Below are 25346 nucleotides of genomic sequence, written 5' to 3' on the forward strand. Positions count from 1 at the left end.
TCACGAAGATTACGATACGAACCCGTTCCGTATCGTGCTAGCCTCGCAAAGTGGAAACCGACATCACCGACGAACCGCAGCGGGGCCGCCCTCGCGACCCGAGTCGCGACGAGGCGATCATCGATGCGGCGATCGAGGCCCTCGTGCGGGACGGCTACGACCGTTTGTCGATGGAGGGTGTTGCCACCGCGGCCGGCGTCGGCAAGGCCACGGTCTACCGCCGTTGGAGCAACAAAGCCGACTTGGTCATCGACGCCATGGCCTCCCTCAAGCCGGCAGTCGACACGATCGACACCGGTTCGCTCGAGGGGGACATCGAATTGTTGATCGCCGCCTCGTGCAATCCTCACTCCCACCAACTGCAGCAGGTCATGGTGAGCATCTGTTCCGCCCTGCCACGGGAACCCGAGCTGCTCGAAGCCTTCAAGAACCGCTTCACCGAACCGCGCATCGCACTCATCACCGGGACGCTCGAACGTGCGCGGAGCCGTGGCGAGCTCGGCCCCGAGGTCGATGTCGCCATGGCCGCAAGCCTCGTGCCATCCCTCATGCTGCAGCGGGCGCTCATGACCGGCCAGCCCGCTGGCCGCGCCTATGCCGAGCAGATCGTGGGCAGCGTGCTGCTCCCGGTACTCGGCCACCCCGCACGACCCGTCTCGGCACCTCAGACGAAAGACATCCCATGACCTCCCCACAGACAACCCGCAACGGCGGGCTCGCCCTCGCCGTGATCTGCGTCGCGCAGCTCATGGTCGTGCTCGACGCGACCGTCGTCAACGTCGCGCTGCCGAGCATCCGCGCTGACCTCGACTTCTCGCTCGACAACCTCACCTGGGTCGTCACGGCCTATTCGCTGGCTTTCGGCGGACTCCTGCTCTTCGGCGGACGCACCGGCGACTTTTTCGGTCGCAGGCGCATGTTCATGATCGGCATCGCGATCTTCGCGGCCGCGTCGCTTGTCGGTGGACTCGCCAACAGTGAGCCGATGCTGATCATCGCCCGGGCCGTGCAGGGCGCCGGTGGCGCGATCGCCGCACCCACTGCGCTTGCACTCTTGGCCACGACGTTCACCGAGCCGGCGGCACGTGCTCGTGCCTTCGGCGTGTTCGCGGCCATGGCCGCATCCGGCGGTGCGCTGGGGCTGCTGGTCGGCGGTGTGCTGACCGACTACGCCAGCTGGCGCTGGGCCTTGTTCATCAACGTCCCCATCGGCGCGATCGTGCTCTTCCTGGCCCCGCGCGTACTCAACGAATCGCAGGGATCTGGCACCAAGCTCGACCTGCCAGGCGCGATCACTGTCACAGCCGGCATGTCGACGCTGGTCTACGGCCTGACCGAGGCCGCGAGTGACGGCTGGGGCTCCACGACCACCGTCGTGTCCCTCGTTTCCGCTGCGGTGCTGCTGATCGCGTTCGTCGTGATTGAGCACTTCTCGGAGCATCCGCTCATGCCGTTCCGGATCTTCGCGAACCGGAACCGCACCGGCACGTACCTGATCATGCTGTTCCTGGCGGCAGCGCTGTTCACGACGTTCTACTTCATGGCGCAGTACCTGCAGAACGTGCACGGATGGAGCCCGCTGCGCACCGGTCTCGGCTTCCTGCCCATGCCGGCGCTGATCATGTTCATGTCGATCGTGGTGGTCCGGCCACTTATCCCGAAGATCGGCATCCGTCCGTTCCTCACAGCCGGCCCGATACTTGCCATCGCCGCGATGATCGCGTTCACGCAGCTCGACGCAAGCAGCAGCTACTGGCCGTTCCTCGGGTCCATCCTGCTGCTCGGTGTGGGCATGGGCTGCAGCTTCGTGCCGCTGACCATGACCGCCGTCAACGGCGTCGCCCCGCACGAGACCGGCCTCGCGTCAGCGCTGCTCAGCACCGGCCAGCAGGTCGGCGGCGCGATCGGCCTCGCCGCTTTCGGCACGGTCTTCGCCCACGCGGCGGCCGACCGGGCCAGTGAGCTTGGCGCTCGCGCGAGCACCGCCGCGGGGCAGGCTGACATCTTCGTGGCCGGACAGCAGCACGCCTTCCAGGCAGCGATCGCGGTGACGGTGCTTGCGCTGATCGCGTCGCTGGCGCTCATCCGCGTCAACAAGGTCGCCCCGCCGGCCGCAGCCACCGCCCCGGCACTCGCGGACTGACGGTCAACCGCCCTCACTCCGGCGCAAGCAACCCCAGTTGCCGCGCGCGAAGCAGCGCGGCCCGACGATCGTGGACCCCGAGCTTGGCGTAGATCGAGACTGTCTGCTTCTTGACGGTGTTGACCGACACTGTCAGCGCGCGGGCCATCTCGGCGATCGAATCGTGTTCGGCGAAGAGCTCCAGCACAGCTGTCTCTCGTGGCGAAAGACGCACGACCGTGACCGCCTCGGGAAACGGGCGGTTCGGCGAGATCCCTGAGACGCCGCAGTCAGGAGGCGCGGCCGGATCGGCGAACCTGTCGGCGACGGTCTTGGGCACCAGGAGCGACGCACCTTGGATGCGGGCGTAATGCGCAAGCCCCATGGCGCGATCGAAAAGGGTCTGTCCGCCGGGGGCATCGCCCATCGCCAGTGCGCCGGCCGCCTGAATCATGAGCAGGTCGATACGTGCGCGAACGCTGGTCGACTGTTCCCACGAATCGGCCGCGGCCACCTGGCGGGCCCGCTCAGGATGACCTGTGATGAGCTCGATCCGGGCCGATGACGCCTGGAGCGACGGCCGGGATTCAGGAGCCCCGTCGATCAGCCGCTGAGCAGAATGCACTCTCCCGAGCGAGATGAGAAGGTCTGCCCGGCAACGGTGCACCACGCGACGTCCTGCACCGTCGTGACGTAAATGCTGTGCGTGGGCGGACGCCAGGTGGTCGATCTGGGCGAGCATCCCGATGGTGTTACCGAACAGGAGAGCACGCCGCGTCGCCGCGAGGGCGATGAACGGCCACAGCTCAACGCCGCTGACGCCGTCGCCCACCGGCTTCAGTTCGGCGTCTGCGCCAGCGACATCGAGTTGATCCAGATGGAGCAGGGCACGAGCGATGTGGGCGGGCAAGGTGATGAGGTGATGCATCCACTGGCTGCTGGTGTCGAAGCCGTCGTGGATGTCGAGCCAATGTCGAGCATCAGAGGTCGCACCGGTCAACGCATGAATGAGCGCCAGGTGCGCCGATGCATTCGACGCGATGTAGACCGACTCCCGGCCTTCCGCCACCTCGAAGGCCTTGATAGTCAGCTGCGTGGCCCGAGGCAGGTCATTTGCCAGAAGCTCGGTCATCCCCCATTGCAGGTAGAACCACGCCTTGAACGCCGGGGTGACGGGCGGGTTCCTGCTGGGTCGTTCGAGCTCGGCGTTGAAGCGAAGAGCAAGGTCACGAGATTCGGCGGGGTTCCCGTCGACTCGCTGCGCGATCATGGCAGCGGCGAAGGTGATCCCGAGTTCCGTGAGATTGGTGTACGCCGTCCTGTTGGTGAGGGCCTCTGTGCCGATGTCCATGTATTTGCGTAACAGCATCCGCCATTCATCGCTTTCGGGGCGACCCACCAGCGAGTGCACGATCGTTCCGGGAATCGTCAGTGCAGGCCTGGTGGCGAGGGCTGACTCGGGGATATCGGAGTACGCGAAGACGGCATCGTCCGGGTGGTCGACGGTGAGTTGAAGCATGTTGACCGTCCACAACGAAGCGAGCCTTGCCCAGTCCTCGCCGCGGCGAGCATGCCACAGCACCTGGCCCAGATCGGCGCCGGACTCGTGCAGCGACCGTGCCAGCGCTCGATGACAATCACGAGCCTCGTCTGGGTGTTCCCGTTCGAACGCGGCGACCAATGTGTGCCTGACGAGGGTGGGGAAGTGCCAGGTCTGCGAGCGTCGTTGAAGCAGCCCGATCCGCTGGAAGTCTTGTAAGACGGCGAGGGGCGTTCCGTGAATCTCGGGCATACCGGCCAGGGTTGCTCCCGCGGTCTCTTCGGTGATCGATCTGGCCAGTGCCAGGCGCATCGCCAAGCTGACTGCATGGGTGTCGAGCACCCGAGCCATCACGTCGTGCTCGAGGAACTCTTGAGCCGCATCAGTCGCGAACGTCGTCGAACCGATGGGGTTCGTGTCCAGCACCAGGCGGAGCGGGAGAAGCCATCCTCCGATGAGGTGGTACAGCTGGTCGGCCTGTTCCTCGCAGACGTCGTGTCCCCAAGCCTCGGCGAACGGACGTATGTCAGCACGGCCGATCGTGAGGTGGACGCCGAGGATCGTGTTGGTCTCGATGTGGTGGCGCCGGGCCGCCGCAGCGAGGGAGTGCGGCGCGTCGACGCAGGCGACGAGATGAATGTGGGAGTTCTGGCGAATGGTCGTCGCGAGGGCCTCGACGATCGCGGGATCGTCGAGATGTTGCAGATCGTCGATGACCACGACCACGCGCTCATCCGGGGACAGCGAACTGGTGGTGCCGAGAGCGGCGTGTAGGCATGAGAGGAACGCGGCAGGCCTATTGACTTCGACCGACGCGTGGAGCCACACGACGTGATCGCCACGGTCGCGGCAGCGTTGTGCCCACATCGCCGCGAGCGTCGTCTTGCCGTTGCCACTGAGTGCTTGGACGAAGGTGATCGGCGCGAACCTGTCCAGGCGTCGCATGAGTGCATCGCGTGGTGCCAATCGAATTGGCAGACGCGGTAGATCGAACAGATGGTCCGACTGATGCGAGGGCGACAACTGGTCCACCGCTCGGCCCCCGTCGAGTTCGCTGGCGACGGAATATCGCGAGGAAGGTAGGTACACCCGTTTGCAACCTAGTTGATTCGCGATGAAAAAAACAATTCGCTTTCGACAGTAGCGACCGGGGACGGTCAGAGGGCCTTTCCAGTGGACCAACCGTGGACCAAATCTCCTTCACTCGCGATCCCAGACCGCTCCGCGCCACTTAGATGAATTGGACTCACCCTCTGGTGGTGGGTCCATGTCTTTGCGAAGGGGTTCATGTAGATGCACGCGTTCAGGACGATTCCGACCCAGCCTGGGTCGAGGCGAGGGCGCACGCGGCTCGTCGCCACGGCTACTGCGGCCATGTTGCTCACGAGTCTGCTGTCGATTGCGACAGTACTGACCACACCCACACCTGCGCAGGCAACCAACGCGAATTCCGCCGGTGCCAACACGATCGGCTGGGGCGACAACAGTCCGCAGAACTCGAGGAACGTCTTCTACGCGTACGTCAAGGCAGGCGAGACGATCTGGGTCACCGGTTCGAAGTACTCCGCCGCCGGGGCGAACTCGAACTTCAGGCTCGTCGATCAGGGGGGAACCGCGCGCGCTTTGGCTACGCGGCACACGGCTACAGCGGACGGGATATGGACGTTCACAGTTTCCAACCCCGCTGGCCAGACCGTCGACCGCTACCACCATTGGAATATCGAGGTTCGCACCGGCAACGTCGACATTCCGGGCCGGGTGTGGTCGAACGAGTACAAGCTCAACAACCTCAGCGCCAGCCCGCTCCTGAACTATTGGGCGGTCAACGATGTCGGTTACATCTACAAGATCGACCTCAAGAACTACAACGGCATCAACTCGATCATTCAGGCGAGTGCCTCGGGTAACCCTGTCTCGCAAGCAGAATGTGCAGTGCCGAGCTACAAGTCTGCCGTTGTTACGGGCCTCCCCGCCTCATGCAGCTCGCCGTACCGGTTGTTCTTCGAGCCCCCCGCGAATGACCTGCCCGTCTCGGCGACCAGCGCTTCGGGCCAGCTCATCGTGAAGCCGGCGCCGCTCTCTGAGAGCGAGCTGACGGTCGAGGACCTCGCATTCGCGCCGCAGTCAGGGCAGTCCGCCGCTGGATCGTTCTCCTGGAAAATGCCGTCCCGCTTCTCGGGCTCGTACACCCTCGACATCGACGCCAACGGAAACGGCGTCTACACCGACAGCGTCGACCGCTCGATCGTCATGGGCGCTGACGGAGTAGCCCGCGACGCGACGTACGCATTCGATGGCCGCGACGCCAACGGCGACCCGATCTTGAACTGCCAGCTGCTCAACGCCCGCGTCCACTTCGACAAGCTCGGCGAGATCCACATCCGCCAGGAAGACGTCGAAGGACGCGGCGGTATCACCGTCAACCGTCTCAACGGCCCCAACCTGCCGAGCAGCACGCTCTACTGGGATGACCGCAGCCTGTCCACCACCGGCGTCGTCAACCAGACCCCGACGATCGACGGCCGTGCCGGCGTCAACAGCAACACCGGCGCCGGAGTGCACGGCTGGGGATTCGGCGGAGATTCGTGGGGCGACAAGCGCTCGATCGATGACTGGACCTACGCCACGGTCGACACGACCGGCGATGAGATCGCGATCGGCGGACAGTGCCTCGATCTCGTGAAGACGTCGACCGCGACGGCCGACACTCGTGTCGGTGACACCGTGACCTACACCGTCAAGGCCACCAACAACGGATCAGTCGACTACACCAGCGCCAACCCGGCAGTCGTCATCGATGACCTGACTGACGTGCTCGACGACGGCACTCTCGACGAAGCCTCGATCACCGCCAGCCGCGGTGACGACCCGGCCTACGCCGCTTCGAAGCTCACCTGGAAGGGTGTGCTGCCGGCCGGCGAATCAGTGACTTTGACGTATGACGTGAAGTTGAAGGCCGGCGGCAACGGCAAGGTTCACAACGTGGCCTTCAGCCCCGATTGTGTGCCCGGCGATCAGGGCTGTGCCCCGGTGACACCGGAGACGTGCGCCGATTCAGATCAGCCGTGCGCCGAGGTCGACTTCGACCTGCCGCGACTGTCGATCACCAAGACCGCAGACCGTACCGACCTGCCCGCTGTGGGCGATGAGGTGACGTACACCGTCACGGTCAAGAACGAGGGACCGGGCGACTACACGTCAGCGGCTCCGGCGACGTTCGAAGACGATCTGACCGACGTCCTCGACGACGGCACGCTCGACCCGGCAGACATCGATTCATCGGTTGGCACAGCAACACTTGTCGAGCCGAAGCTTTCTTGGACGGGCGCGCTCGCAGCCAACGAGGTTGCGACAGTCAAGTACAAGGTCGTCTACTCCGGTGCCGGCGACAAAGTTCTGTTCAACCAGGCGTGCGTCCCGGCCAACGAAGCGTTGGACCCGGATGCGACCTGTGGCGAGGTGCAGATCCCCGGTTCAGGCCTGGTGCAGACCAAAACCGTCGACCCGGCTTCAGGCAGCAGTGTCAGGGCGGGGCAGGAAGTCACCTACACGTTGACGTTCGAGAACATCGGCCGTGCACCGGCAACCGTCAACACGTCCGACGATCTGACCGGCGTCATCGATGACGCGGATCTGATCGAAGGACCGAGCACCGATACGCCGCTGACCGCGACGCTCAACGGTCCCGGCAACAAGATCAACATCGGCGGAACCGTTCCAGTTGGCCAGACCCGCACCGTGGTTTATACCGTGAAGGTTCTGCCGTTCGCCGATCAGGCAGATCACGTCCTCGGCAATGTGCTGGCCTGCCAGGCTGGTTCGGCCCCGGACTGTGAGCCGATCACGACCGAGAACCCGGTCAAGAACCTCGACATCGAGAAGACGTCGAACGCGACCGCGAACTCACGACCCGGTGACGTCATCACTTACTCGGTGACGGCGACCAACACCGGCGAGGGGGACTACACGACTGCCGATCCGGCAATCGTCCTGGACGATCTGACCGGCGTGGCCGATGACGGCACGTTGGACGAGGACTCCCTTGCTGCTGACCTCGGTGACGATCCGACCTACACCGAACCGCGGATCACCTGGACCGGTGCATTGTCGGCCGGAGCCTCGGTCACGTTGACCTATGACGTGAAGCTCAAGGGCGGTGGCGACGGCAAGGTGCGCAATGTGGCATTCGTGCCCGACTGCACGCCAGGCGATTCGGGCTGCAACCCGCCCATCCCCGTCTGCACCGACAACCTCGACCCGGTCACCGGGATGCCGTGTGATGTCGTCGAATTCAAGCTGCCGAAGCTGACGCTCAGCAAGGCCGCGAACAAGACCGAGCTGCCCGCCGTGGGCGAGACGGTCAAGTACACCGTCACGGTCAAGAACGAAGGCCCGGGCGACTACACGACCACGGCTCCGGCAACGTTCGATGACGATCTGTCCGACGTGCTCGACGACGCAACGCTCGACGAGGCTGACATCACTTCATCGGTCGGCGATTCCTCACTGGCCGGGACGAAGCTGTCCTGGTCGGGCGTTCTGGCTGCCGGCGAGTCGGCGACTGTGACCTACACCGTCAAGTACACAGGAGCAGGTGACCAGGTGTTGAACAACCTGGCCTGCGTCCCTTCCGGCGAGGCTCAGGATCCGACCGACGCATGTCGAACCGTTTCGACCCCCGGATCGGGTCTGCTGCAGACCAAGACTGTCAACCCTGCTTCGGGTACCGCGGTCGATCCGGGACAGGACATCACCTACACGTTGTCGTTCCAGAACATCGGTGGCACCGCTGCGACGGTGAACACCTCCGACGACCTGACAGGTGTCATCGATGACGCCGACCTGACCGATGGTCCGGACGCGGATGCGGGCCTGACCTCAGTACTGAACGGCGCCGGCGACAAGATTCTGATCACCGGGAGCGTTCCGGTCGGTAAGACGCTGACAGTCACCTACACCGTCAAGGTCAAGGCATTCGTCGATCAGGCTGATCACATCCTGAAGAATGCGCTGGCCTGCCAGCCGAATGCGCCTGTCGATTGCGAGCCGCAGACGACGGAGAATCCGATCCGGCACCTGTTGCTCACGAAGGTCTCCGATGCGAAGTCGGACGTCAACACCGGCGACAAGGTCACGTACACCTTGGTCGTGACCAACAACGGTGAGGCCGACTACACGGCGCTCGATCCGGCGAAGTTCACCGACGATCTGACCGGTGTGCTGGACGACGCGACCTACAACAACGATGTGGCGTCGACCAAGGGCGCGGTCTCGTACTCGAAGCCGACCATGACCTGGACCGGTGCGCTGGCGAAGGGTCAGTCGGCCACGATCACGTACACCGTGACCGTTACCAACGCCGGTGACCACGAGCTCCGTAACACCGCCCAGGTGCCGGGTTGTGCCGATAACGGCTGCAATCCGCCCACCGTGGTAACTCCGTTGCCACACGTGGTTCCGGCCAAGGTGTCCGACCCTGAGTCGGGCAAGGCAGTCAAGGCCGGTCAGGTCGTCAAGTACACGCTGACCTGGACGAATGACGGTAAAGCGGCCGGTCCGGTGGACTCGACCGATGATCTGTCGAAGGTGCTCGATGACGGTGACGTCACCTCTGAGCCGGTCAGCTCCGCTCCGGGAGTCACAGCCACAAGAACTGCTGACAAGATCCGCATCGTCGGCGAATTGGCCGCAGGTGAGACGGTGACCGTCACGTACGAGGTCACGATCAAGGCAGACGGCAAACGAGGCGACAACATCGCCAAGAATGTCCTGACACCTGACGTCCCGGTGATCAAGTGTGAGGTTGACGGCGATTGCACCGAGGTGCCGCCGCCAACGACCGAACACAAGATCGGTGAGCTGGACGACTGGAAGACTGTCGACCCGGCTTCGGGTTCCACAGTTCAGCCGGGCCAGAAGGTGACCTACACGCTGCACTTCACCAACACGGGTGAAGCCGCAGTCGCTGTGAACCGCGATGACGTCCTGACCCAGGTGCTGGACGACGCCAAGGTGGTGTCTCAGCCGAAGTCTTCCGACAGCGCGCTGGCAGCATCCAAGGTGGCTGATGGCCGGTTCAACGTCAACGGCAGCCTGAAGCCCGGTGAGACAGTCACCGTCAGCTACATCGTGCAGGTCTTGGCCGACGGCAAGCGCGGTGACGACCAGCTGGGCAACTTCCTGGTCGACAAGGGCGCGACGCCTCCGGCCGAGTGCAAGCCGGTCGACGACAAGCGGGCCGACTGCACGATCAACCCCGTGTCGAACGTGACCGTGGTCAAGTCGTCCAACCCGAAGTCGGGCGACGAGGTCAAGCCCGGCCAGAACGTCCAGTACACGTTGACGTTCACCAACGTGTCGAAGAGTTCCAAGGCCGAGCCGGCTGATGTCGACTACACCGACCACATGGCCGGCGTGCTCGATGATGCTGAACTCACCAAGGGACCGAAGGCATCGAACGAGGCACTTGCCGCGACGAAGACCGGTAGCAAGATCCGCATCGTCGGATCGCTGAGATCCGGTCAGGTCGTCACGGTGAAGTACACGGTCAAGGTCAAGGCGTACGACAAGCAGGGCGACCACGCTCTGGACAACGTCGTGGCCGTGACAGGCCAGCCGCCGGTGTGTGCAGCCGACACTCAGCTGTGCACCAAACATGAGACTGCAGAGGCCCCGCCGGCGCCGTCGGACAACGGGCTGCTGCCTGATGCAGGAGCGCCGGCGACTCTCGGCATGATCGGTGTGGCACTTCTGGTGCTGCTCGGCGGAGGCGGACTGTTGCTCGCCGGACGTCGTCGCCGCGAGGAAGAAGCACCGATCGGAAGCTAGTCGATCGCACGTAGGTCCGCGCTGCCCGTCCCATGGTCCTAGACCGTGGTGCGGGCAGTTTGCTTGTGGAACAACATGGCCGAAAAGGATCTGCGAGCTGTCACTGAATCGGTCCTTACTCTCGCCGCGCTCAAAGCTATTCAGTACGAGTCGAAGGCATAGTCACTTCTGATATCTCATCTAGCGCGCACCGTTTCAGGCCGAAGTGTTGTTTGAATCCTATAAAGTCTTATAGAATTACGGCAATACTTCAAGGTCGATAGGAATGTGGCTATCGTGGGTCGGGTAAGCGTGGCGCAGGCGGCGAGGCTGTTGGGTGTCCACCCGCAGCGAATTCATCAGCGGATTCGCGCCGGTTCGCTGCCGGCGATGCGCATCGGGAACCAGTGGGCGATCGAGGAAGCTGACCTTGAGCTGGTCAGACACCGCAAGGCGGCGGGGCGACCGTTGTCGGCGAGGTCTGCGTGGGCTTTAGTCGCAGTTGCGTCGAGTTATGAGGAGGCCATTGCCCGTTTGGCTCCGTCAGAGCGGTCGCGTGCGCGAGCTCGGTTGCGGGCTTTGATGGCATTGGAATCTGCTGATGATTTAGGTGAAGCGTCAGCAGTCTTGGCGGTTGCGTTGGGCAACCGGGCGCGTCGAATGTTGCTGGTGGCCTCGGTTCGAGACCTGCCTGACCTGCGTGACGATGATCGGCTGCGGCAGTCGGGGGTCTCAGTTCCCGGATCGAAAATCTCGGCCGGCCAGTTGGTTGAAGGCTATGTCAGAGCCATGGACTTTGATGGTCTTGTGGATCAATACCTGCTGTCGCCAGCCGATCGACAGCGGGCGAACGTGGTCCTGCATGTTGTGGACATCGAGGTTGAAGATGAGCTGCTGGATGGCGTGGCTGAATCGCTGCTGGTCCGTGCGGTGGACTTGTCCGAGCATTCCGGCGTGCGGGAGAAGAACGAGGCGGTGAGAGCGATTGCTGAGCTTCAGGCTGCGCGTGGAGGTATGTGAATAGGGGGTTCGATGGTTGACCTGATCGAGTTGCCAGCGATGGGAGAGGCGCAGGGGCAGGCGTGGCATGCGCTCATGGACTTGTATGAACGCCTCAGTGAAGGTTGGGCGCTGATCGGAGGGCAGTTGATTCATTTACATTGCGCCGAACGTGAGGGGCTCCCGACTCGACCGACAGACGATGTGGATACCGTCGTAGACATTCGGACTTCGACCTCCATGCTTCAAAAATTCACTGGAATCCTGGTCGATATGGGTTTCGCGCCTGAGACATCTGGTGAAGGGCTGCAGCATCGGTGGCGGCGTGATCTAGCGCAAATCGACGTTCTCATTCCCGAAGGCGTTGGTGAGCGTGCTCGACAACGCCTGGGCGCAGGGGGCGCACCTACTGTTTCGGCGCCGGGCACAACCCAGGCGTTGAACCGCACAGAGGCTGTCGCGGTATTGGTCGAAGGACGCGAAGGTACTGTGCTGCGTCCGAACCTGGTCGCGGCTTTGGTTGGGAAGGCTGCGGCGCGGACCGAGATCGCGTCGAACCGGGCGAGCATTCGACATAGCATCGACTTCGTCATCCTCGCGTCGCTCATCGCTGCGCGGGACTTGCGCGAGACTGAACTGACCAAGAAGGACAAGCGCCGCCTGAACGCGATGCTCGATTGTTGTCGAAGGGAGCCCGCGGCGATGAGTGTTGGGCGTGCCGCGGAGTCCTTGGATCGGCTGGCCCGGGCCGCGGGACTCGACTCGCTCACGAACTAGGTAGTCAGCACCATCGCCATCCCCACGGATGTCGGTGCGCTCTCGGTGAATCCGTGCCGTTCATAAAGCCTTCGCCCAGGTGGATCGGCCATCAACGAGACGTAGGCACCAGGAGGTGCCGCGTCGCGGATGGTGTCGAGCAGATGGGTGAGGATTCGGTCGCCGAGCCCACGCCGTTGGTGTTCGGGCAGCACAGCCATGTCGACGACATGGAAGTACCAGCCGCCGTCACCGATCAGACGACCCATCGCCACGGTCTGACCGCTCTCGACGTGCACCATGTGGCAGGCCGCCCAGCTTCCCGGCAAGGCCGTCTTGGCTTGGTCAGTGGTGCGTGGACTCAGCCCCGAAGCGCGTCGCAGGTGCAGATAGTCGGCCGCGGCCGGGGTCGAAGCCACCAGCAAGTATTCGTCCGTCACGTGGCCAGCCTGTCACCGATAGGGCATCTGGGAGGATAGCGAGGTGCCGAGTTCTGTGGAGTTGATCCGTGCTTCGACCCTTTCCGACGTCGCCGAATATGCGTACGCGGCGACTGCGCCGAAGGACGCCCGGCTGATATTTCTGGCCGGTTCGTGTCCTTTGGATGAAGACGGCGTGACCGTGGCGGTCGGCGACTACGCCGGTCAGGCGGCGGCATGTATCGACACGATGAAGGCAGCACTGACGGCTGCGGGGGCGACGATCGAAGACGTCATCAGTACGCGGGTGCTGGTCGCATCGTCTGATCAGGCCGACCTCGTGGCGGCATGGGAAATCGTGCGGGCTGCATTCGGAGATCACGATGTGCCGAGCACATTGATGGGCGTCACCGTGCTGGGCTACGACAATCAGCTGGTGGAACTCGAAGCGGTCGCGGCAGTCGTGGATTGAGAAGTGGCTGTGGCGATATTTTGATCCCGTTCGCCGAGTAGTACAACCTGTCGAAATCGGCTGACGACTGAGTCTGCGGGCGATAACGTAACCGCATGACCAGCGACCCCTCCGGCGATAGCGGGCAGCTTTTCGGTTTCGCTCACCTGGATATTGCGTCCTGGTCGGCTCGCGAAGGGCTGGGTGTCGTAGAACTCTCTACGATGCGTGACTCGTTCGCGGCTTCTTCGAACCTGGTTACTCGCGACACTCCGGTGATCTACAGGACGTGGCGAGTGCGGGGGATCCCCGATCACAGCACGCCGGAGTTCTCGCTGACCAAGATCGAGGCAGGGACGGTTGACGGCGAGTTCTATATGACGCGGGGACACGAACACCGTCAGCCCATCGGCGAATCATATTTCGGGATCTCAGGTCGGGGCGGACTGATCGCTCGGCGTGACGATGTAGTGCACTGGTATCCGCTCGTGTCAGGAAGCGTTGTACAGATGCCGGCGGGTTGGGCGCACCGCACGGTCAACTGCGGACACGAACCTTTCGTGTTCTCGGGTCAGTACTCCTTGCCGTTCGATTCAGACTATGAAGTCGTCAGGCTCCACGGCATGGGTGTTCGCGTTCTTAAAGGCGAGTCCAACCGACCACGCATCCTGGTCGACGACAACGTCACCTTCTACGACCATTCGAAGTGACGACGACTGTGAGTGATGTTGCCGAGGCTGCGATGGCGGAACACTGCCGGACCACCCGAAACGACATTCTCGACATGGTGGAGAACGCCGGATCGGGGCATATCGACAGCAGCTTCTCGGTGGTCGAGATCCTTGTCGTGCTCTACCGGAGCGTCATGCGGCATCGTCCTTCGGATCCGAAGTGGGCGCATCGCGATCGCTTGGTGCTGTCGAAGGGGCATGCTGCGCCCGCTCTCTACTCGGTTCTGGCCAGGCTGGGGTACTTCGACGTTCAGTATCTGCAGTCGTTTCGCCAGTCCGGTTCCTTGCTCCAAGGACATCCGAAGCCGCCGCTACCGGGGATCGAGGCCGCCAGCGGCTCCCTGGGACAAGGGCTTTCGGTGGCATCGGGAATGGCGCTCGGCCAGCGCGCGACGAGTCCCGGAAGCCGGACGTACGCGATTCTCAGTGACGGCGAGCTCGGCGAAGGGCAGACCTGGGAAGCCTTCTTGTTCGCCGCGAAGTACGTGCTGGCCAATATCACCGTGATCGTCGACGCCAACGGGCTGCAGTACACCGGCCGCTGCGACGAGGTGCTGCCGACTGCCCCGCTGCTGTCTGAGTTGACCTCGATCGGGTGGTCCGTGTTGACGTTGGACGGTCACGACATCGCAGCGCTGCTGACCACACTGAGTCTGCCCCAGTCGGCCCCTACTGTGGTGATCTGTCGCACGGTCAAAGGCAAAGGAGTCGACTTCCTCGAAGACAGTCTGATGAGGCATGGCAAGGTGCCCACCGACGGTGAATTCAGCAGCGCACGCGCACAATTGGCAGGACCTCGCGATGCGTGATGCCTTCGGAAGCGCGCTCCTCGACCTCGGCCGCCAGGATCTGAATCTGTTCGTCGTCGATGCAGACAACGCGCCGGCGACGAGAGTGTCTCTGTTCGCGCATGAGTTCCCCGAGCGGTACATCAATGTCGGATGTGCCGAGCAGAACATGATCGGCGTCGCGGCGGGCCTTGCAGCCACCGGCGCGACTGTTGTGGCCTCGACCTTCTCGATCTTCATACTCGGCCGGGCCTATGAGCAGCTTCGAAACACGGTCTCCGGCAGTTCGTTGTCCATCGTCGCGGTGGGGACGCACTCGGGCATCAGCGTCGGTGCTGACGGACCGTCTCATTCGTGCCCCGAAGATATAGGGCTGGCCCGTTCGATTCCGGGCTTCTCAGTGGCAGAAGCGAGCTGCAGCCAGCAGATGGGCGACGCCCTCAAGTGGGCCATTGCTGTCCCCGAACCGGTGTATCTGCGAGTCCCGCGCGCTTCTCTGGTTCCCTCCTTCGAGGGCAAACCGTGGTCGGCAGACGGAGTCAGCCATCGAGAGGGGCGCGACCTCACTCTCGTCACGTACGGTCAGCTCACGCCGCTTGCGTGTGCTGTGGGCGAGGAACTTTCGCAGGTGTGGGGAATCGAAACCGATGTGATCGAGACAGCGCGCATCTGGCCCGTTCCCACCGATGTGATCGAGAAGAGCGCGCGGACGACGGGCCGGGTGGTGGTGGCAGAGGAGCACCGGTCCGCCGGCGGCATAGGTGAGGCCATCGCATTGCTGTCGGCCAGCTGGGGCCTGAGCGCGTTCGGGCACCTGAGCGTACCTGATGGTTTTGTGACGACGGGGACGATGCAGCAGGTATTCGACGGATGCGGCCTGACACACGACACCCTCATGAGTCGATGCCTTGCGGCGGTGAGATCGTGACTCGATTGGACCCGGCGATCGTTCGCAAGTACGACATCCGCGGAATCGCCGACACGGAACTTGGAAACGACGTCATTGCCGAAATTGCCGACCGCTTCGCGACGTATCTGAAGCACCAGGGTCTGTCCCAGGTCATCGTGGGTCATGACAACCGAATCAGTTCCGAACGCATACACCGGGAACTGATCAACGTCCTGCTGCGCCGTGGTTGTGGGGTCGTCGACCTGGGTGAGACGACGACCCCTGTTGTGAGTTTTTCAGCGGCAACTTTGGACGTGTCCGCGAGCGCCATGATCACCGGAAGCCACAATCCTGCTCCGTACAACGGCATCAAACTGCAAGTCGACAGTGCTCCACTCTGGGGTGATCGACTGCAGTCGATCTTCACCGCGGAAAGATCTGCCGAGCTGCTGGGGACGGGGACGTACTCACGTCGCGAGATGAACTCGTTCTACGTGAACTGCGCCGCTCAGTCGATTTCGGCCCTTACTTCGAAGGTTGTCGTCGTAGATTGCGGCAACGGCTCTGCGGCAACGGTGGCTCCCGCGATCCTTCGCGCCGTGGGATGTGATGTGCGCGAGTTGTTCTGCGAAAGCGACGGCCGGTTTCCCCATCACCACCCTGACCCGGCCGATATCGGGAACCTCTCATCTCTGGTGGAGGAGGTGCGTCGACAAGATGCCGACCTGGGGTTCGCGTTCGACGGCGACGGAAATCGTATCGGCGTGGTGGCGGCTGGGGGCCGCATTCTGTCCAGTGATGAGACGTTGGCCTACACCGCGAAACAGCTTCTCGATTCCGATGGCGCGGGCGGGGTCGTCGTCACCGAAGTGAAGCTCTCGGACGCGGTGGAGAAGGTCGTTGCCGCTGCAGGAGGACGAGTAGAGGTCTCGCCTGTGGGATATCCGTACATCTTCGAGCAGATGATCAGAACCGGTGCCATCGTCGCAGGAGAGGGCACCGGTCACATATTTCTCAACACTCCGCCGTTCCACCAGGGAGACGTGACTTATCTGGCTGCCTGGCTCTCGACCAGACCCGGAATCGTCGAACATCTCCGCGACGGGTGGGACTATCCGGAGTTCTGGACATCCAAGGAGCTTCGTGTAGCGCTGAATCCCTCGACAGCTGAACATACTCGTTCGCGGGTCGAGGGTTTGCTGGCGCAGATGGGACCCACCTCGACTCTGGATGGCACCAAAGTACGTCTCCCAGGCGCTGGCTGGATCCTTGCACGGGCGTCGAACACGGAGCCGGTTCTGAGCCTTCGTTTCGAAGGTTCATCGGAGGCAGCGTTCAAAGAGATCCAGAAGTCGCTTTCTCGTCTGCTGGCCGCGCAGGGTCTGGTCGTCGATCTCTCGGAACCAAGGTCGCCATGATGGACGGCCTCAACACGACCTTTTGGGTCGGTGCTCTGATCGGTGCTGTGCTGTCGTACATCGTTCCCAAGCTGATGGATCTTCTGACGATCCTGGCCCGCGGCAGCGTGGGTAGATCGGTGAAAAGGCTGCACGGAGCGATCGATATCGCTCGACTGGTTGAGCGAGTACTCGGTCACTATCCACAAGAATCGCGTGCGGTGTCCGGCGTCTACACCGATGCCTCGTGGCCAGGAGCCATCGTCACCCTTCCGTTCTTGACCCCAGCCGAAGCCCTGACGCCGGTACGTATTGACGACCGCGCGGCTCTGCGTAACCTGCTTTCGGTCGACTCGGCGCCGCAGCCTTCGCCGAAGAGGCGTAAACCGCGCGGCACGACATTTCGCATCCTCCTCGGCAAGCGGGTGTATGAAGCACCGACGTTGAGATTCGTCAGTGCTTCGTACGGGAGCGGGTCGATTCCGTCGATCTCCTGCACCAGGTCGACGTTCTTCAGATGCGTTCGAACCTGGTTCAGGTTGGAGGACTCCTCCCTGATCGACACGATCACTCGCACCGACATCACCCGGTTCCGAGGCAGGAACTTCACCTCGTTCGACAACGCCGCGCAGTCCAAACCGCCGAAAATGGTGGGCGGCAGCGTCGCGGTGTTCTTCACCCCCAAGGCGGGCCAGATGCCCGAGGTGCTCGTGGCGTCGGCGTCCTCTGAAGTGGCCGGCAGCACTTCCGGCAGTCACACGCTGGTGCCGTCGTTCGCCTATATTCCTATGCGTGAGACCGCCGAGTTCTCGATCCTCGAGCTCAATGTCTTGAGAGAACTGGGAGAGGAGCTTTTCGACCTCGAAGAGCTTGAGGCCTACTACTCGAAACCTGCTGTGAACCCGGCGTGGTTCACGGACTCGAAAGCGATCACCGCCATCACGGCGTCGATACAGAGCGGCAATTCCCACTACTGGTATCTGAGTTCAGGGTTTAACGCGCTCAACGGAACGTTCGAAATACACCTCGCGTTGGAACTGGCCGACGAAGCTGGTCTTCGGGAGGTGATCGGCGGTGCCATCGGCAATTGGGAGATCGCGCGAGGTGACGATAGCTCGACTCTCGAATTCATCTCGCTTGACTCCGAACGGTTCGCCGACTGGTTCGCTCGGGCCGATATGCATGCGGGCGGCGCGGTCGCGATCTGCCAACTGCGATCGGAATTCTTGTCGGCCGCAGACTGAGGCGGGCCCTCTGAACGTGTGTTTCGAGACAACCTGGGAGACAACCTGCGACACCGCCGATCGGTATCTGCGCTGCAATCCGAGGAACTTTTCTCAGGAAGGCCCCGTATTCTTGTCGGTAGGGAACGCATGACTTCGACAAGTGATTCCTCGAAAGGTCTCGATGCACATACGGTCCCTCCTGCATTCCTTCCTGCATTCTCGTGTAGTTCTCGCCCTGACCATGGCACTTGCCCTGGCTGTGCCGGCGCTGACGCTGCCGCATCTCCCCGACGTCACCTGGTGGCCGGTGCTGCTCGGCCTGCTGCCGTGGGTTGTCGGCAAGTACGTGCTGTGCCCGTTGCGCTGGCGGGTGCTGACACCGTCCGGCATGAGTCGCTGGTGGTTCGTCCGGGCGAATGCCGAGGCAGAACTGCTTGGACTGTTCACGCCCGGCCACATCGGCACCGAGCTGTGGCGGATCCGCCGCCTCAACCGCAGCGGCCTGAGCGGAGCCGATGCCCTGGCCAGCGTCGGCCTCGACCGTCTGGTCGGCGCGATCGGGCTGACTGCCTTCGTCGCCTTCGCCGGATCGGCACTGCCGATGAGGATGATCGTTGTCGCGGTCGGCGTCGCGGTACTGGCTCTGGTCGCGGCCTTGATCCTGCGACGGGCCCGTCCCGATCTCATGCCGAGCCGTCCGCTGCCGCCGCCGAAGGCTCTGGCCCATGCGCTGCTGCTGTCCGCGGCGTATCAACTATCGATCGCGGCCCTCCTGCTGGGAGCGGTGTCGGCCACGGGGCATCCCATCTCCCCATTGGCGCTCCTCGGCGCATTCGGTGCGAGCCAGTTGGCTGGGGCAGTGCCTGGTCCCAATGGCGCCAGTCCGAAGGATGCCGCACTGATCCTTGCGCTGGTCGCACTCGGCATACCGTGGTTGGCTGCTGCGGGCGCCGTGACGCTGAAGGCTTGCCTGGCCTGGCTGCCCGCCCTGACGATGGGTGGCATCAGCCTGATCGTCACCCGTCGCGAACTGCGCCGTACTGCTGCAATCGCGGTCTGAATCCCCCGTTCGCGTGCTATGTGGCAGCGCGCGATGGATGATGGGGAGAAGTCGAGGTTCGAGCGTCCGGCATCCGAGTCGGTCGGCCGTCCTCGTTCTACCGACACCGGATGCGCATGGCCGACAAGCAGGATCATCAGCCCCCAGGCTTCTGGGTCCTGCGCCAAGCCGCCTTGGTCTTGTTGCTGGTCGTCATCTACTTCGGGGTGCGCGGACTGACTGTAGGGTCGACTGCCGATGCCGTCGCGAACGCCGATCGGATACTTGAGCTCGAACAGCGGGTGGGTATCGACGTCGAAGGTTCCATGCAGACGCTCATCACGAACTCGGGCGCCTTGGCGACAGTTGCCAACTGGATCTACATCTGGGGTCACTGGCCGGTCATCATCATCACGATGATCTGGCTGGCGACCCGGCACCGGGATGTCTTCCTCCGTTTGCGTGACGCGATGATGCTTTCAGGAGCCGTAGGGATGGTCATCTTCGCGACGTTCCCGGTGGCACCGCCGAGACTCGCCGATCACGGCATGATCGACACGGTCAGCGAACGCTCGCACGCCTACCGGGTGCTGCAACCCCCGGCCTTCGTCAATCAGTACGCCGCGATGCCGAGTCTGCACGCCGGCTGGGATCTCCTGGTCGGTATCGCGATCGTGACGGCCGCCTCGACCCTTGCGCTGAAGATCATCGGTTACGCGATGCCGATCCTGATGGCGTTCGCGGTTGTGCTGACCGCGAATCACTATGTCCTCGATGTGGTCGCCGGCGTCGCACTGGCACTCGCCGCTCATGTTGCCGCCTTGGCGCTCGAACGCCGTCGGCACCGACAGCGAAGGGCGCGGACAGTGCTGGCTCGGCAGGACGAACGTGCTCTGGAACCGGGGGAGTGAATGACAGTGCTCGCGATCGCCCACCGGGCTGGAAACTCCCTTGCAGCTCTGGAAGTCGCCAAGCGCCTCGGCGCTGACGTCATCGAGTGCGATGTCCACGAACATCGCGGCCAGCTCGAGGTCAGGCATCTGAAAACGGCCGGACCGCTGCCCTTTCTGTGGGACAAGTGGGAGCTGGCCCCGGCGTCCGCGCCCCGCTTTGGTCTCGCCGAACTGCTGGATGCCGATCTGAACGGTACCCCGCTGATGCTCGACCTGAAAGGTCGGCGCATTTCCACCGCATTGGCGGTTCAGAAGCTGTTGCACGACAGCGACTACCGGCGTCCCGTCCTGGTCTGCAGCCGTCACTGGCCGCTCGTCGACGTCTTCGCCGCGACGGCCTCGGTCCGCCGGGTGCTGTCGGCCCGCAACCGTGTCGAACTCGCCCGCCTGCTGCGGCGATTGTCGTCGACGGGACCGGTCTACGGCGTCTCGGTCCACCGGTCGCTGTTGAATCGCGATGTCGTTGCCGAGCTGAATCGCCGGGTCGAGGTTCTCATGACCTGGCCGGTCAACGACCTGTCGGTCCTCGACGAGGTGTTGGACCTAGGCGTCACCGGCATCATCAGCGATGAGGATGAGGTTCTGGCCGAGCTCATCCGGCGGCAAGCCGCATCGTGAGGGGGCGCTGCTCGGCGTCCATCGTGACTAGGCAAGTAGTTCTTTCGGGCCGTATCTGAGAGTTTCCTTCACAACTGGCGTCATGGATGCGGAGTTGGCGCGTTCCTGATCTGAAGTCGTTCTGGCCTGTCGTCCGACAGCCCGATATGCGACCGAGCGCGATGGAGGATTCATGGGAGCACACAGGTATCGAGCCGTCAGGCGACGTCGGAGCTGGCAGGCACGATCTGCCTGGCTGGCCGTTCCGCTGGCCCTGACGTTGGCAGTCATGACACTGCCAGCGACCGGCGACGAGGTGGCACCGGAAGCGGTCGCGACCTCCGCCGCACCGAGCGAGCCGGACGTCGCACCGTCGCCGACCACAGCCGAGCCGGAGTCGACTCCGCCAGCCAAGGACGACGCGAAGGACGACGCGAAGGACGACGCGAAGGACGAGCCCGAGGAGGCTCCCGCCGCTGCAGATCCTGAGCCGGCCAAAAAGGGCCTGATCAAGGCCACACTCGACGCCTTGGCGACGGGCAACGAGACCCTGACCCTGACACTGAAGCAGAAGACCGGCACCGAGCCGTTCACCCCGGGCGACGACAGCGCGGGCAATGACTCCGGTGCCGACAACGACATCGTCCGGACCAACGACACCGTGACCTACACGGTAGGCATCCGCTACGAAGGCGGCGACCAGACGAAGCCGACGATCAAGTTCACGCTGCCCAAGGGACAGGAACTCGTCTCGCTGCCGCCGTTCTGCCTGACCGGTTCGAGCGTCTCGCCCGAGAACGTCCCGGCCCCCGTGGTCCCGGTGACGACGACATCGTGGCAGTCTCTCCCGGTCCAGGAGATCACCTGTGTCGTGGACGACCAGGCGATCGGCACGAGCCTCGATTACAAGTTCATCGCCAAAGTCCGTTCCGAAGTCCCCCACGGCACCTCGATGACCCCCGTCGTCGCGACCGCCACGAGTGAGCAGGTCACGACCCCGGCGTCGTCGCCCTCCGTCTCGCAGGTTGTGTCCGCCGCCGCGAACTTCGATGTGTCCAAGCGCGCGATGTCGACAACCGACACGACCGGTCCGCTCTACGGCTACTGGGGACTGTGCTCGTTCGACACGAGCCGCTCCTGCCGCATCGTCGACTATCCGTTGACCCTCAACACTCCCGCCGGCGGCAAGGGCATCACCCCGTTGGCCTCACCGATCACGCTGAAAGACGATCTGCGTCCTGACTCGTTCTACGGTGCGGGCACGACGGCTTCCGCGGCATGGACCGCTGCCGGCGCGGCAGCACTGGACAAGTACGGCGCTCGGCTGACCCGCTGCAACAACGGAGCCTTGAACCTGTGGGGGTCCATCCCGAACTCCAAGATCGCCGGGGGCGGCACCAGTGAGAACTCGGTGCGTGACAACGGCACGATCACGTGTGACTCCTCGGGGCCCGGCACAGTCGTCGACATCACGATCACCGACGCCGACACAACCGCCTACACCGTCCCGACCAAGGCGTCCGCAGGTGCGGCGCTGCCGGCCGACAGCGGCTACGTCATCTCGACGGCAGTGCGCGTCGAGATCCCGATCGACGCGGTCCGCGACCTCGGCGAGGAGGTCAGCGGAACCTGGACGCTCGGCTTCAAGAACGAGTTCACCGACGTGAAGGCCGACGACATCAGCGGCGAGCCCAACCAGGGCGAACGCCCGGAGAACAACGTCCGCGAAGCCACGACGAAGCTCGAGGTCGCCGGCGGCTTCGGCAAGGGCTTCTCCGGCATCACCGGCAAGCCCGGCAACACGCCGACCGGCGGTGGCTTCAGCAGCTGGGAATACGAAGGTCCGCCCGGATCGGGCAGCTTCCGTGACGGCAACACCGTCGTCGTGGCCGGCCAGACTGTGCTGAGCAACCTGATCTCGACCGAGCAGATTCCGCCCAACACGGGCACCGAGCTGTCACGCAGCAAGCTCATGTGCGACACCTGGGATGACACCAAGCTGGCGATGCCGACGACGTTCGACTACGCAGGCAGCCCGTACACCAGGATCCAGTTCCCCTCCAACGGGTCAGCCGCCTGGATCTCCTCGTTCAACTACGCGGGAACCTGGCAGACGGACCTCGACGATCTCGAGAACCTGAAGATCGAGTACGGCTATACGCCGACACCCGGCAGCGGCGCGAACTCGTCCTGCACAACCGGTACCTGGTCGGCCACCCCGGCCGGCGTTCCGGGCGCCACCTCGCAGAATGGTCTCTGGAGCGGCGTCAACCGCGTTCGGATCTCGTTCAGCACGAAGGCCTCCACCACCGCGACGAACTTCGATGTCAACGCCTCGATCGCGCTGCAGGCTCTCGTGTCGGCCGGCCCCACCGGAACCGTGCTGCCCAACTGGGCCAGCGAGCGGACGTCCCGCGGTGTCAAGACGCTCGAAGAGATCGTGGACGACGAGACGGCTAGCCCCGGGTTGTCGACGTACACGCCAGCGGCGCACACCGGTGGATCGGGCGACCGGCTCATCCTCGGAGCAGTCACCGCGCGCATCCGCAAGTACGTCAAGAACCGGACGACGGACGATTTCACCGACACTGCGGTGCCGCAGTACTCCGCCGGCGCTGAGATCGACTACCGGCTCAACCCGTCGTTGACCGCTGACGTGAGCGCCGGGGTCAAGGCCCCGGTCATCGTCGAGGACTGCTTGCCGAAGTACCAGGCATTCGTCTCCTCACGGCGGGCCAATGGTGACGCGCTCAGCCCTGCGCTGGTGCAGGACGGTGCCCCGGCAGGTTCGGAGCTGGCGTGCCCGGCAGGTCAGACCTACATCAAGTGGGACCTCGGTGAGCAGACCGTCAACGAGACGGTCGACCCGATCATCTACACCGTCGAGATCCTGCAGACCGTCCGCAACGGCAACTACACCAACACGACGGTCGTCAGCACGCCTGGAGATCCGTCCCGGCTGTCGGCTCGCACCGACACCGCGCAGATCCAGATCGTGACCCCCACCGGAGTCAAGATCTCCAAGCAGGTCGACAAGCCGTTGATCGAGATCAACCCCGAAGCGGTCGCGACACCGCGGACTCTGAAGTGGACGGTCGACTTCGCGAACGTCGATTCCTCCGACAACGTCTCCGACGTCGACGTCATCGACGTGCTGCCGGCCAGTGGCCTGTTCGGCAGCGACTTCACCGGCACACTGCGGTTCGACACCGCGACGGTTGCTGCCGGTGACGACGTCGAGATTCAGTACACCAAGCGGGCACCGACAGACCTCAAGGTCGACCCGGACGACGCGTCCAACGGTGCAGCCGGCGCTACCACGTGGTGCTCCGCAGCGACCGGTGGAACTGTGGAGTCCGGTAACGGCACGGCCGCTGACTGCCCTGCCACGGCCGCCGAGGTGACGGGTCTGCGCTTCCTGCGCGCCGGTGACTTCGAGCCGACCGACGTCCTGACGGTCGACATCGCGATGACGCCGATCGGCAACGCCGGCGGCGACGTCTACGAGAACCGCACGGCAGGACGCGCCGCAGGCGTGACCCAGCCGGTTGGTCCGGCGATCCGGCGGGCGCAGGTCATCGAGTCCGCGGTCGGGAACTATGTCTGGGAGGACTTGGACTCCGACGGCATCCAGGACGACGACGAGCCGGGTGTTGCCGGGTTCCCGGTCAAGCTGGTGGGTGAGGATCTCGACGGCAATCCCGTCAGCCTGACCACCGCGACCAATGAGAACGGCGCCTACTCGTTCAAGGGCCTGGCTTCAGGCACCTACCGGGTGACCTTCGACCCGAACGGGCTGACGTCCAACACGACGTTCACCCAGCAGAACGCCGGTGACGACGACACCGTCGACTCCGACGGCGACGTTGCGACAGGTCAGACCGCCGAGTTCGCGCTAGCGCCCGACTCCGCCGATCCGTCGTGGGACCAGGGCCTAGTCATCGACCGCAACGTCGACATCACGGTCGACAAGCGACTCGTCAGCCAGTCTGAGCCGGACTCGGAGAACCGGGCGACGGTGACGTACGAGGTCGAGGTGGCCAATGCCGGCACGGCCGAGGGCGTCTACGACCTCTCGGACAAGTTGAAGTTCGGTGGCAGCATCGTGATCGACGAGGTGTCGGCCTCGAACACCGATCCCGGTGACATCGTCGTCAATCCCGACTTCGACGGCGTCGACGACACGAAACTCGTTGAGGCGCAGAAGCTCCCGGGCGGCAAGAGTCACGTGTACCAAGTCGTGGTCGAAGCCACCGTCAACACCGCGATCACGGCCGAGCAGCGCAACTGCACGCTCACCGAGACCGAGGAAGGCACCGGCTACCTCAACGAGGCCCAGCTGGTCGTCGACGGTGTCACCCAGACAGACGTCGCCTGCGGGACGCCCGACAAGCCCAAGGACTCCGATGTCGGCAACGGCAATGAGGACGACGGCAAGACCAAGAACGACGACGAGGGCCTGCTTCCCAACACGGGAGGTCCGGCACTGTGGTTGCTGACCCTGGGCGGCCTAGTGCTCCTCGCGGGAGTGGTCTTCGTCGCGGCCTCGCGTCGCGGAAGGGTTGCTGTGCGGCGGCACTGACAGCTGAATCAGTACCGGCGCATCGCCGACCTCCAGGGGGGATGACAGGG

The 25346-nt window shown here is 63.7% G+C and carries 17 protein-coding genes; 15 read left to right on the forward strand and 2 right to left on the reverse strand.

Features of this window, described 5'->3' with window-relative positions; all coding sequences use genetic code 11:
* Positions 1-50: 50 nt before the first annotated feature.
* Positions 51-686, forward strand: a complete 636-nt coding sequence (locus ACXJKC_RS15870; protein WP_456697711.1) for a TetR/AcrR family transcriptional regulator — start codon at positions 51-53, stop codon at positions 684-686.
* Positions 683-2143 carry an MFS transporter gene (locus tag ACXJKC_RS15875; RefSeq protein ID WP_456697712.1) on the forward strand — a complete coding sequence of 487 codons (1461 nt, stop codon included), beginning with the start codon at positions 683-685 and terminating at the stop codon, positions 2141-2143. Before ACXJKC_RS15870 ends, ACXJKC_RS15875 begins: the two co-directional genes overlap by 4 nt.
* A gap of 13 nt (positions 2144-2156) precedes the next feature.
* Here the strand turns inward: ACXJKC_RS15875 and ACXJKC_RS15880 are convergent, their stop codons facing one another.
* Positions 2157-4607 carry a LuxR C-terminal-related transcriptional regulator gene (locus tag ACXJKC_RS15880; RefSeq protein WP_456697713.1) on the reverse strand — a complete coding sequence of 817 codons (2451 nt, stop codon included), beginning with the start codon at positions 4605-4607 and terminating at the stop codon, positions 2157-2159.
* Positions 4608-5036: 429 nt separating this feature from the next.
* On the opposite strand from ACXJKC_RS15880, the gene ACXJKC_RS15885 reads away from it, so the two are divergent.
* The 3 genes from ACXJKC_RS15885 to ACXJKC_RS15895 all read left to right on the forward strand — a co-directional run bounded on the left by ACXJKC_RS15885 (position 5037) and on the right by ACXJKC_RS15895 (position 12245).
* Positions 5037-10490: a DUF7927 domain-containing protein gene (locus tag ACXJKC_RS15885; RefSeq protein WP_456697714.1), complete on the forward strand. Its 5454-nt coding sequence runs from the start codon at positions 5037-5039 to the stop codon at positions 10488-10490.
* A gap of 267 nt (positions 10491-10757) precedes the next feature.
* On the forward strand, positions 10758-11489 hold the full coding sequence (locus ACXJKC_RS15890; protein WP_456697715.1) for a helix-turn-helix domain-containing protein: 732 nt from the start codon (positions 10758-10760) through the stop codon (positions 11487-11489).
* Positions 11490-11501: 12 nt separating this feature from the next.
* Positions 11502-12245, forward strand: coding sequence for a hypothetical protein (locus ACXJKC_RS15895; RefSeq protein ID WP_456697716.1), 744 nt, complete (start codon positions 11502-11504; stop codon positions 12243-12245).
* Here the strand turns inward: ACXJKC_RS15895 and ACXJKC_RS15900 are convergent.
* Positions 12242-12664, reverse strand: a complete 423-nt coding sequence (locus ACXJKC_RS15900; protein WP_456697717.1) for a GNAT family N-acetyltransferase — start codon at positions 12662-12664, stop codon at positions 12242-12244. The two genes, ACXJKC_RS15895 and ACXJKC_RS15900, sit on opposite strands and share 4 nt — an antisense overlap.
* 43 nt (positions 12665-12707) lie before the next feature.
* Between ACXJKC_RS15900 and ACXJKC_RS15905 the strand changes: the two genes are divergently transcribed.
* From ACXJKC_RS15905 to ACXJKC_RS15950, 10 genes are all read left to right on the forward strand, one after another.
* Positions 12708-13115 (forward strand): RidA family protein, encoded by a 408-nt coding sequence (locus ACXJKC_RS15905; protein WP_456697718.1) that lies wholly within the window; start codon positions 12708-12710, stop codon positions 13113-13115.
* A 95-nt stretch (positions 13116-13210) separates the two neighbouring features.
* A complete protein-coding gene (locus ACXJKC_RS15910; protein ID WP_456697719.1) occupies positions 13211-13804 on the forward strand; it encodes a glucose-6-phosphate isomerase family protein in 594 nt (197 codons plus the stop codon).
* Positions 13805-13812: 8 nt separating this feature from the next.
* A complete protein-coding gene (locus tag ACXJKC_RS15915) occupies positions 13813-14634 on the forward strand; it encodes a transketolase (RefSeq protein WP_456697720.1) in 822 nt (273 codons plus the stop codon).
* Positions 14585-15541, forward strand: a complete 957-nt coding sequence (locus ACXJKC_RS15920; RefSeq protein ID WP_456697721.1) for a transketolase family protein — start codon at positions 14585-14587, stop codon at positions 15539-15541. The genes ACXJKC_RS15915 and ACXJKC_RS15920 overlap by 50 nt, the downstream gene beginning before the upstream one ends.
* A complete protein-coding gene (locus tag ACXJKC_RS15925; protein ID WP_456697722.1) occupies positions 15538-16920 on the forward strand; it encodes a phosphomannomutase/phosphoglucomutase in 1383 nt (460 codons plus the stop codon). Before ACXJKC_RS15920 ends, ACXJKC_RS15925 begins: the two co-directional genes overlap by 4 nt.
* A complete protein-coding gene (locus ACXJKC_RS15930; protein ID WP_456697723.1) occupies positions 16920-18143 on the forward strand; it encodes a hypothetical protein in 1224 nt (407 codons plus the stop codon). Before ACXJKC_RS15925 ends, ACXJKC_RS15930 begins: the two co-directional genes overlap by 1 nt.
* Positions 18144-18366: 223 nt before the next feature.
* Complete coding sequence (locus ACXJKC_RS15935) at positions 18367-19185, forward strand: lysylphosphatidylglycerol synthase domain-containing protein (protein WP_456697724.1); 819 nt, start codon at positions 18367-18369, stop codon at positions 19183-19185.
* A gap of 116 nt (positions 19186-19301) precedes the next feature.
* Positions 19302-20075: a phosphatase PAP2 family protein gene (locus ACXJKC_RS15940; protein ID WP_456697725.1), complete on the forward strand. Its 774-nt coding sequence runs from the start codon at positions 19302-19304 to the stop codon at positions 20073-20075.
* Positions 20076-20735 carry a glycerophosphodiester phosphodiesterase gene (locus ACXJKC_RS15945; protein ID WP_456697726.1) on the forward strand — a complete coding sequence of 220 codons (660 nt, stop codon included), beginning with the start codon at positions 20076-20078 and terminating at the stop codon, positions 20733-20735. It abuts the gene before it with no gap.
* 172 nt (positions 20736-20907) lie between these two features.
* Complete coding sequence (locus ACXJKC_RS15950) at positions 20908-25296, forward strand: SdrD B-like domain-containing protein (protein ID WP_456697727.1); 4389 nt, start codon at positions 20908-20910, stop codon at positions 25294-25296.
* The last annotated feature ends 50 nt before the right edge of the window (positions 25297-25346 follow it).

The sequence above is a fragment of the Aeromicrobium sp. P5_D10 genome (genome assembly GCF_054049535.1).

What these genes read in the sequence shown, in the direction of transcription:
- ACXJKC_RS15875 (WP_456697712.1), top strand. Translation starts at nt 683, where the DNA reads ATGACCTCCCCACAGACAACCCGCAACGGCGGGCTCGCCCTCGCCGTG.
- ACXJKC_RS15880 (WP_456697713.1), bottom strand. Translation starts at nt 4,607, where the DNA reads ATGCGACGCCTGGACAGGTTCGCGCCGATCACCTTCGTCCAAGCACTC.
- ACXJKC_RS15885 (WP_456697714.1), top strand. Translation starts at nt 5,037, where the DNA reads ATGTTGCTCACGAGTCTGCTGTCGATTGCGACAGTACTGACCACACCC.
- ACXJKC_RS15895 (WP_456697716.1), top strand. Translation starts at nt 11,502, where the DNA reads ATGGTTGACCTGATCGAGTTGCCAGCGATGGGAGAGGCGCAGGGGCAG.
- ACXJKC_RS15910 (WP_456697719.1), top strand. Translation starts at nt 13,211, where the DNA reads ATGACCAGCGACCCCTCCGGCGATAGCGGGCAGCTTTTCGGTTTCGCT.
- ACXJKC_RS15930 (WP_456697723.1), top strand. Translation starts at nt 16,920, where the DNA reads ATGGACGGCCTCAACACGACCTTTTGGGTCGGTGCTCTGATCGGTGCT.
- ACXJKC_RS15935 (WP_456697724.1), top strand. Translation starts at nt 18,367, where the DNA reads ATGGCACTTGCCCTGGCTGTGCCGGCGCTGACGCTGCCGCATCTCCCC.
- ACXJKC_RS15940 (WP_456697725.1), top strand. Translation starts at nt 19,302, where the DNA reads ATGGCCGACAAGCAGGATCATCAGCCCCCAGGCTTCTGGGTCCTGCGC.
- ACXJKC_RS15945 (WP_456697726.1), top strand. Translation starts at nt 20,076, where the DNA reads ATGACAGTGCTCGCGATCGCCCACCGGGCTGGAAACTCCCTTGCAGCT.
- ACXJKC_RS15950 (WP_456697727.1), top strand. Translation starts at nt 20,908, where the DNA reads ATGGGAGCACACAGGTATCGAGCCGTCAGGCGACGTCGGAGCTGGCAG.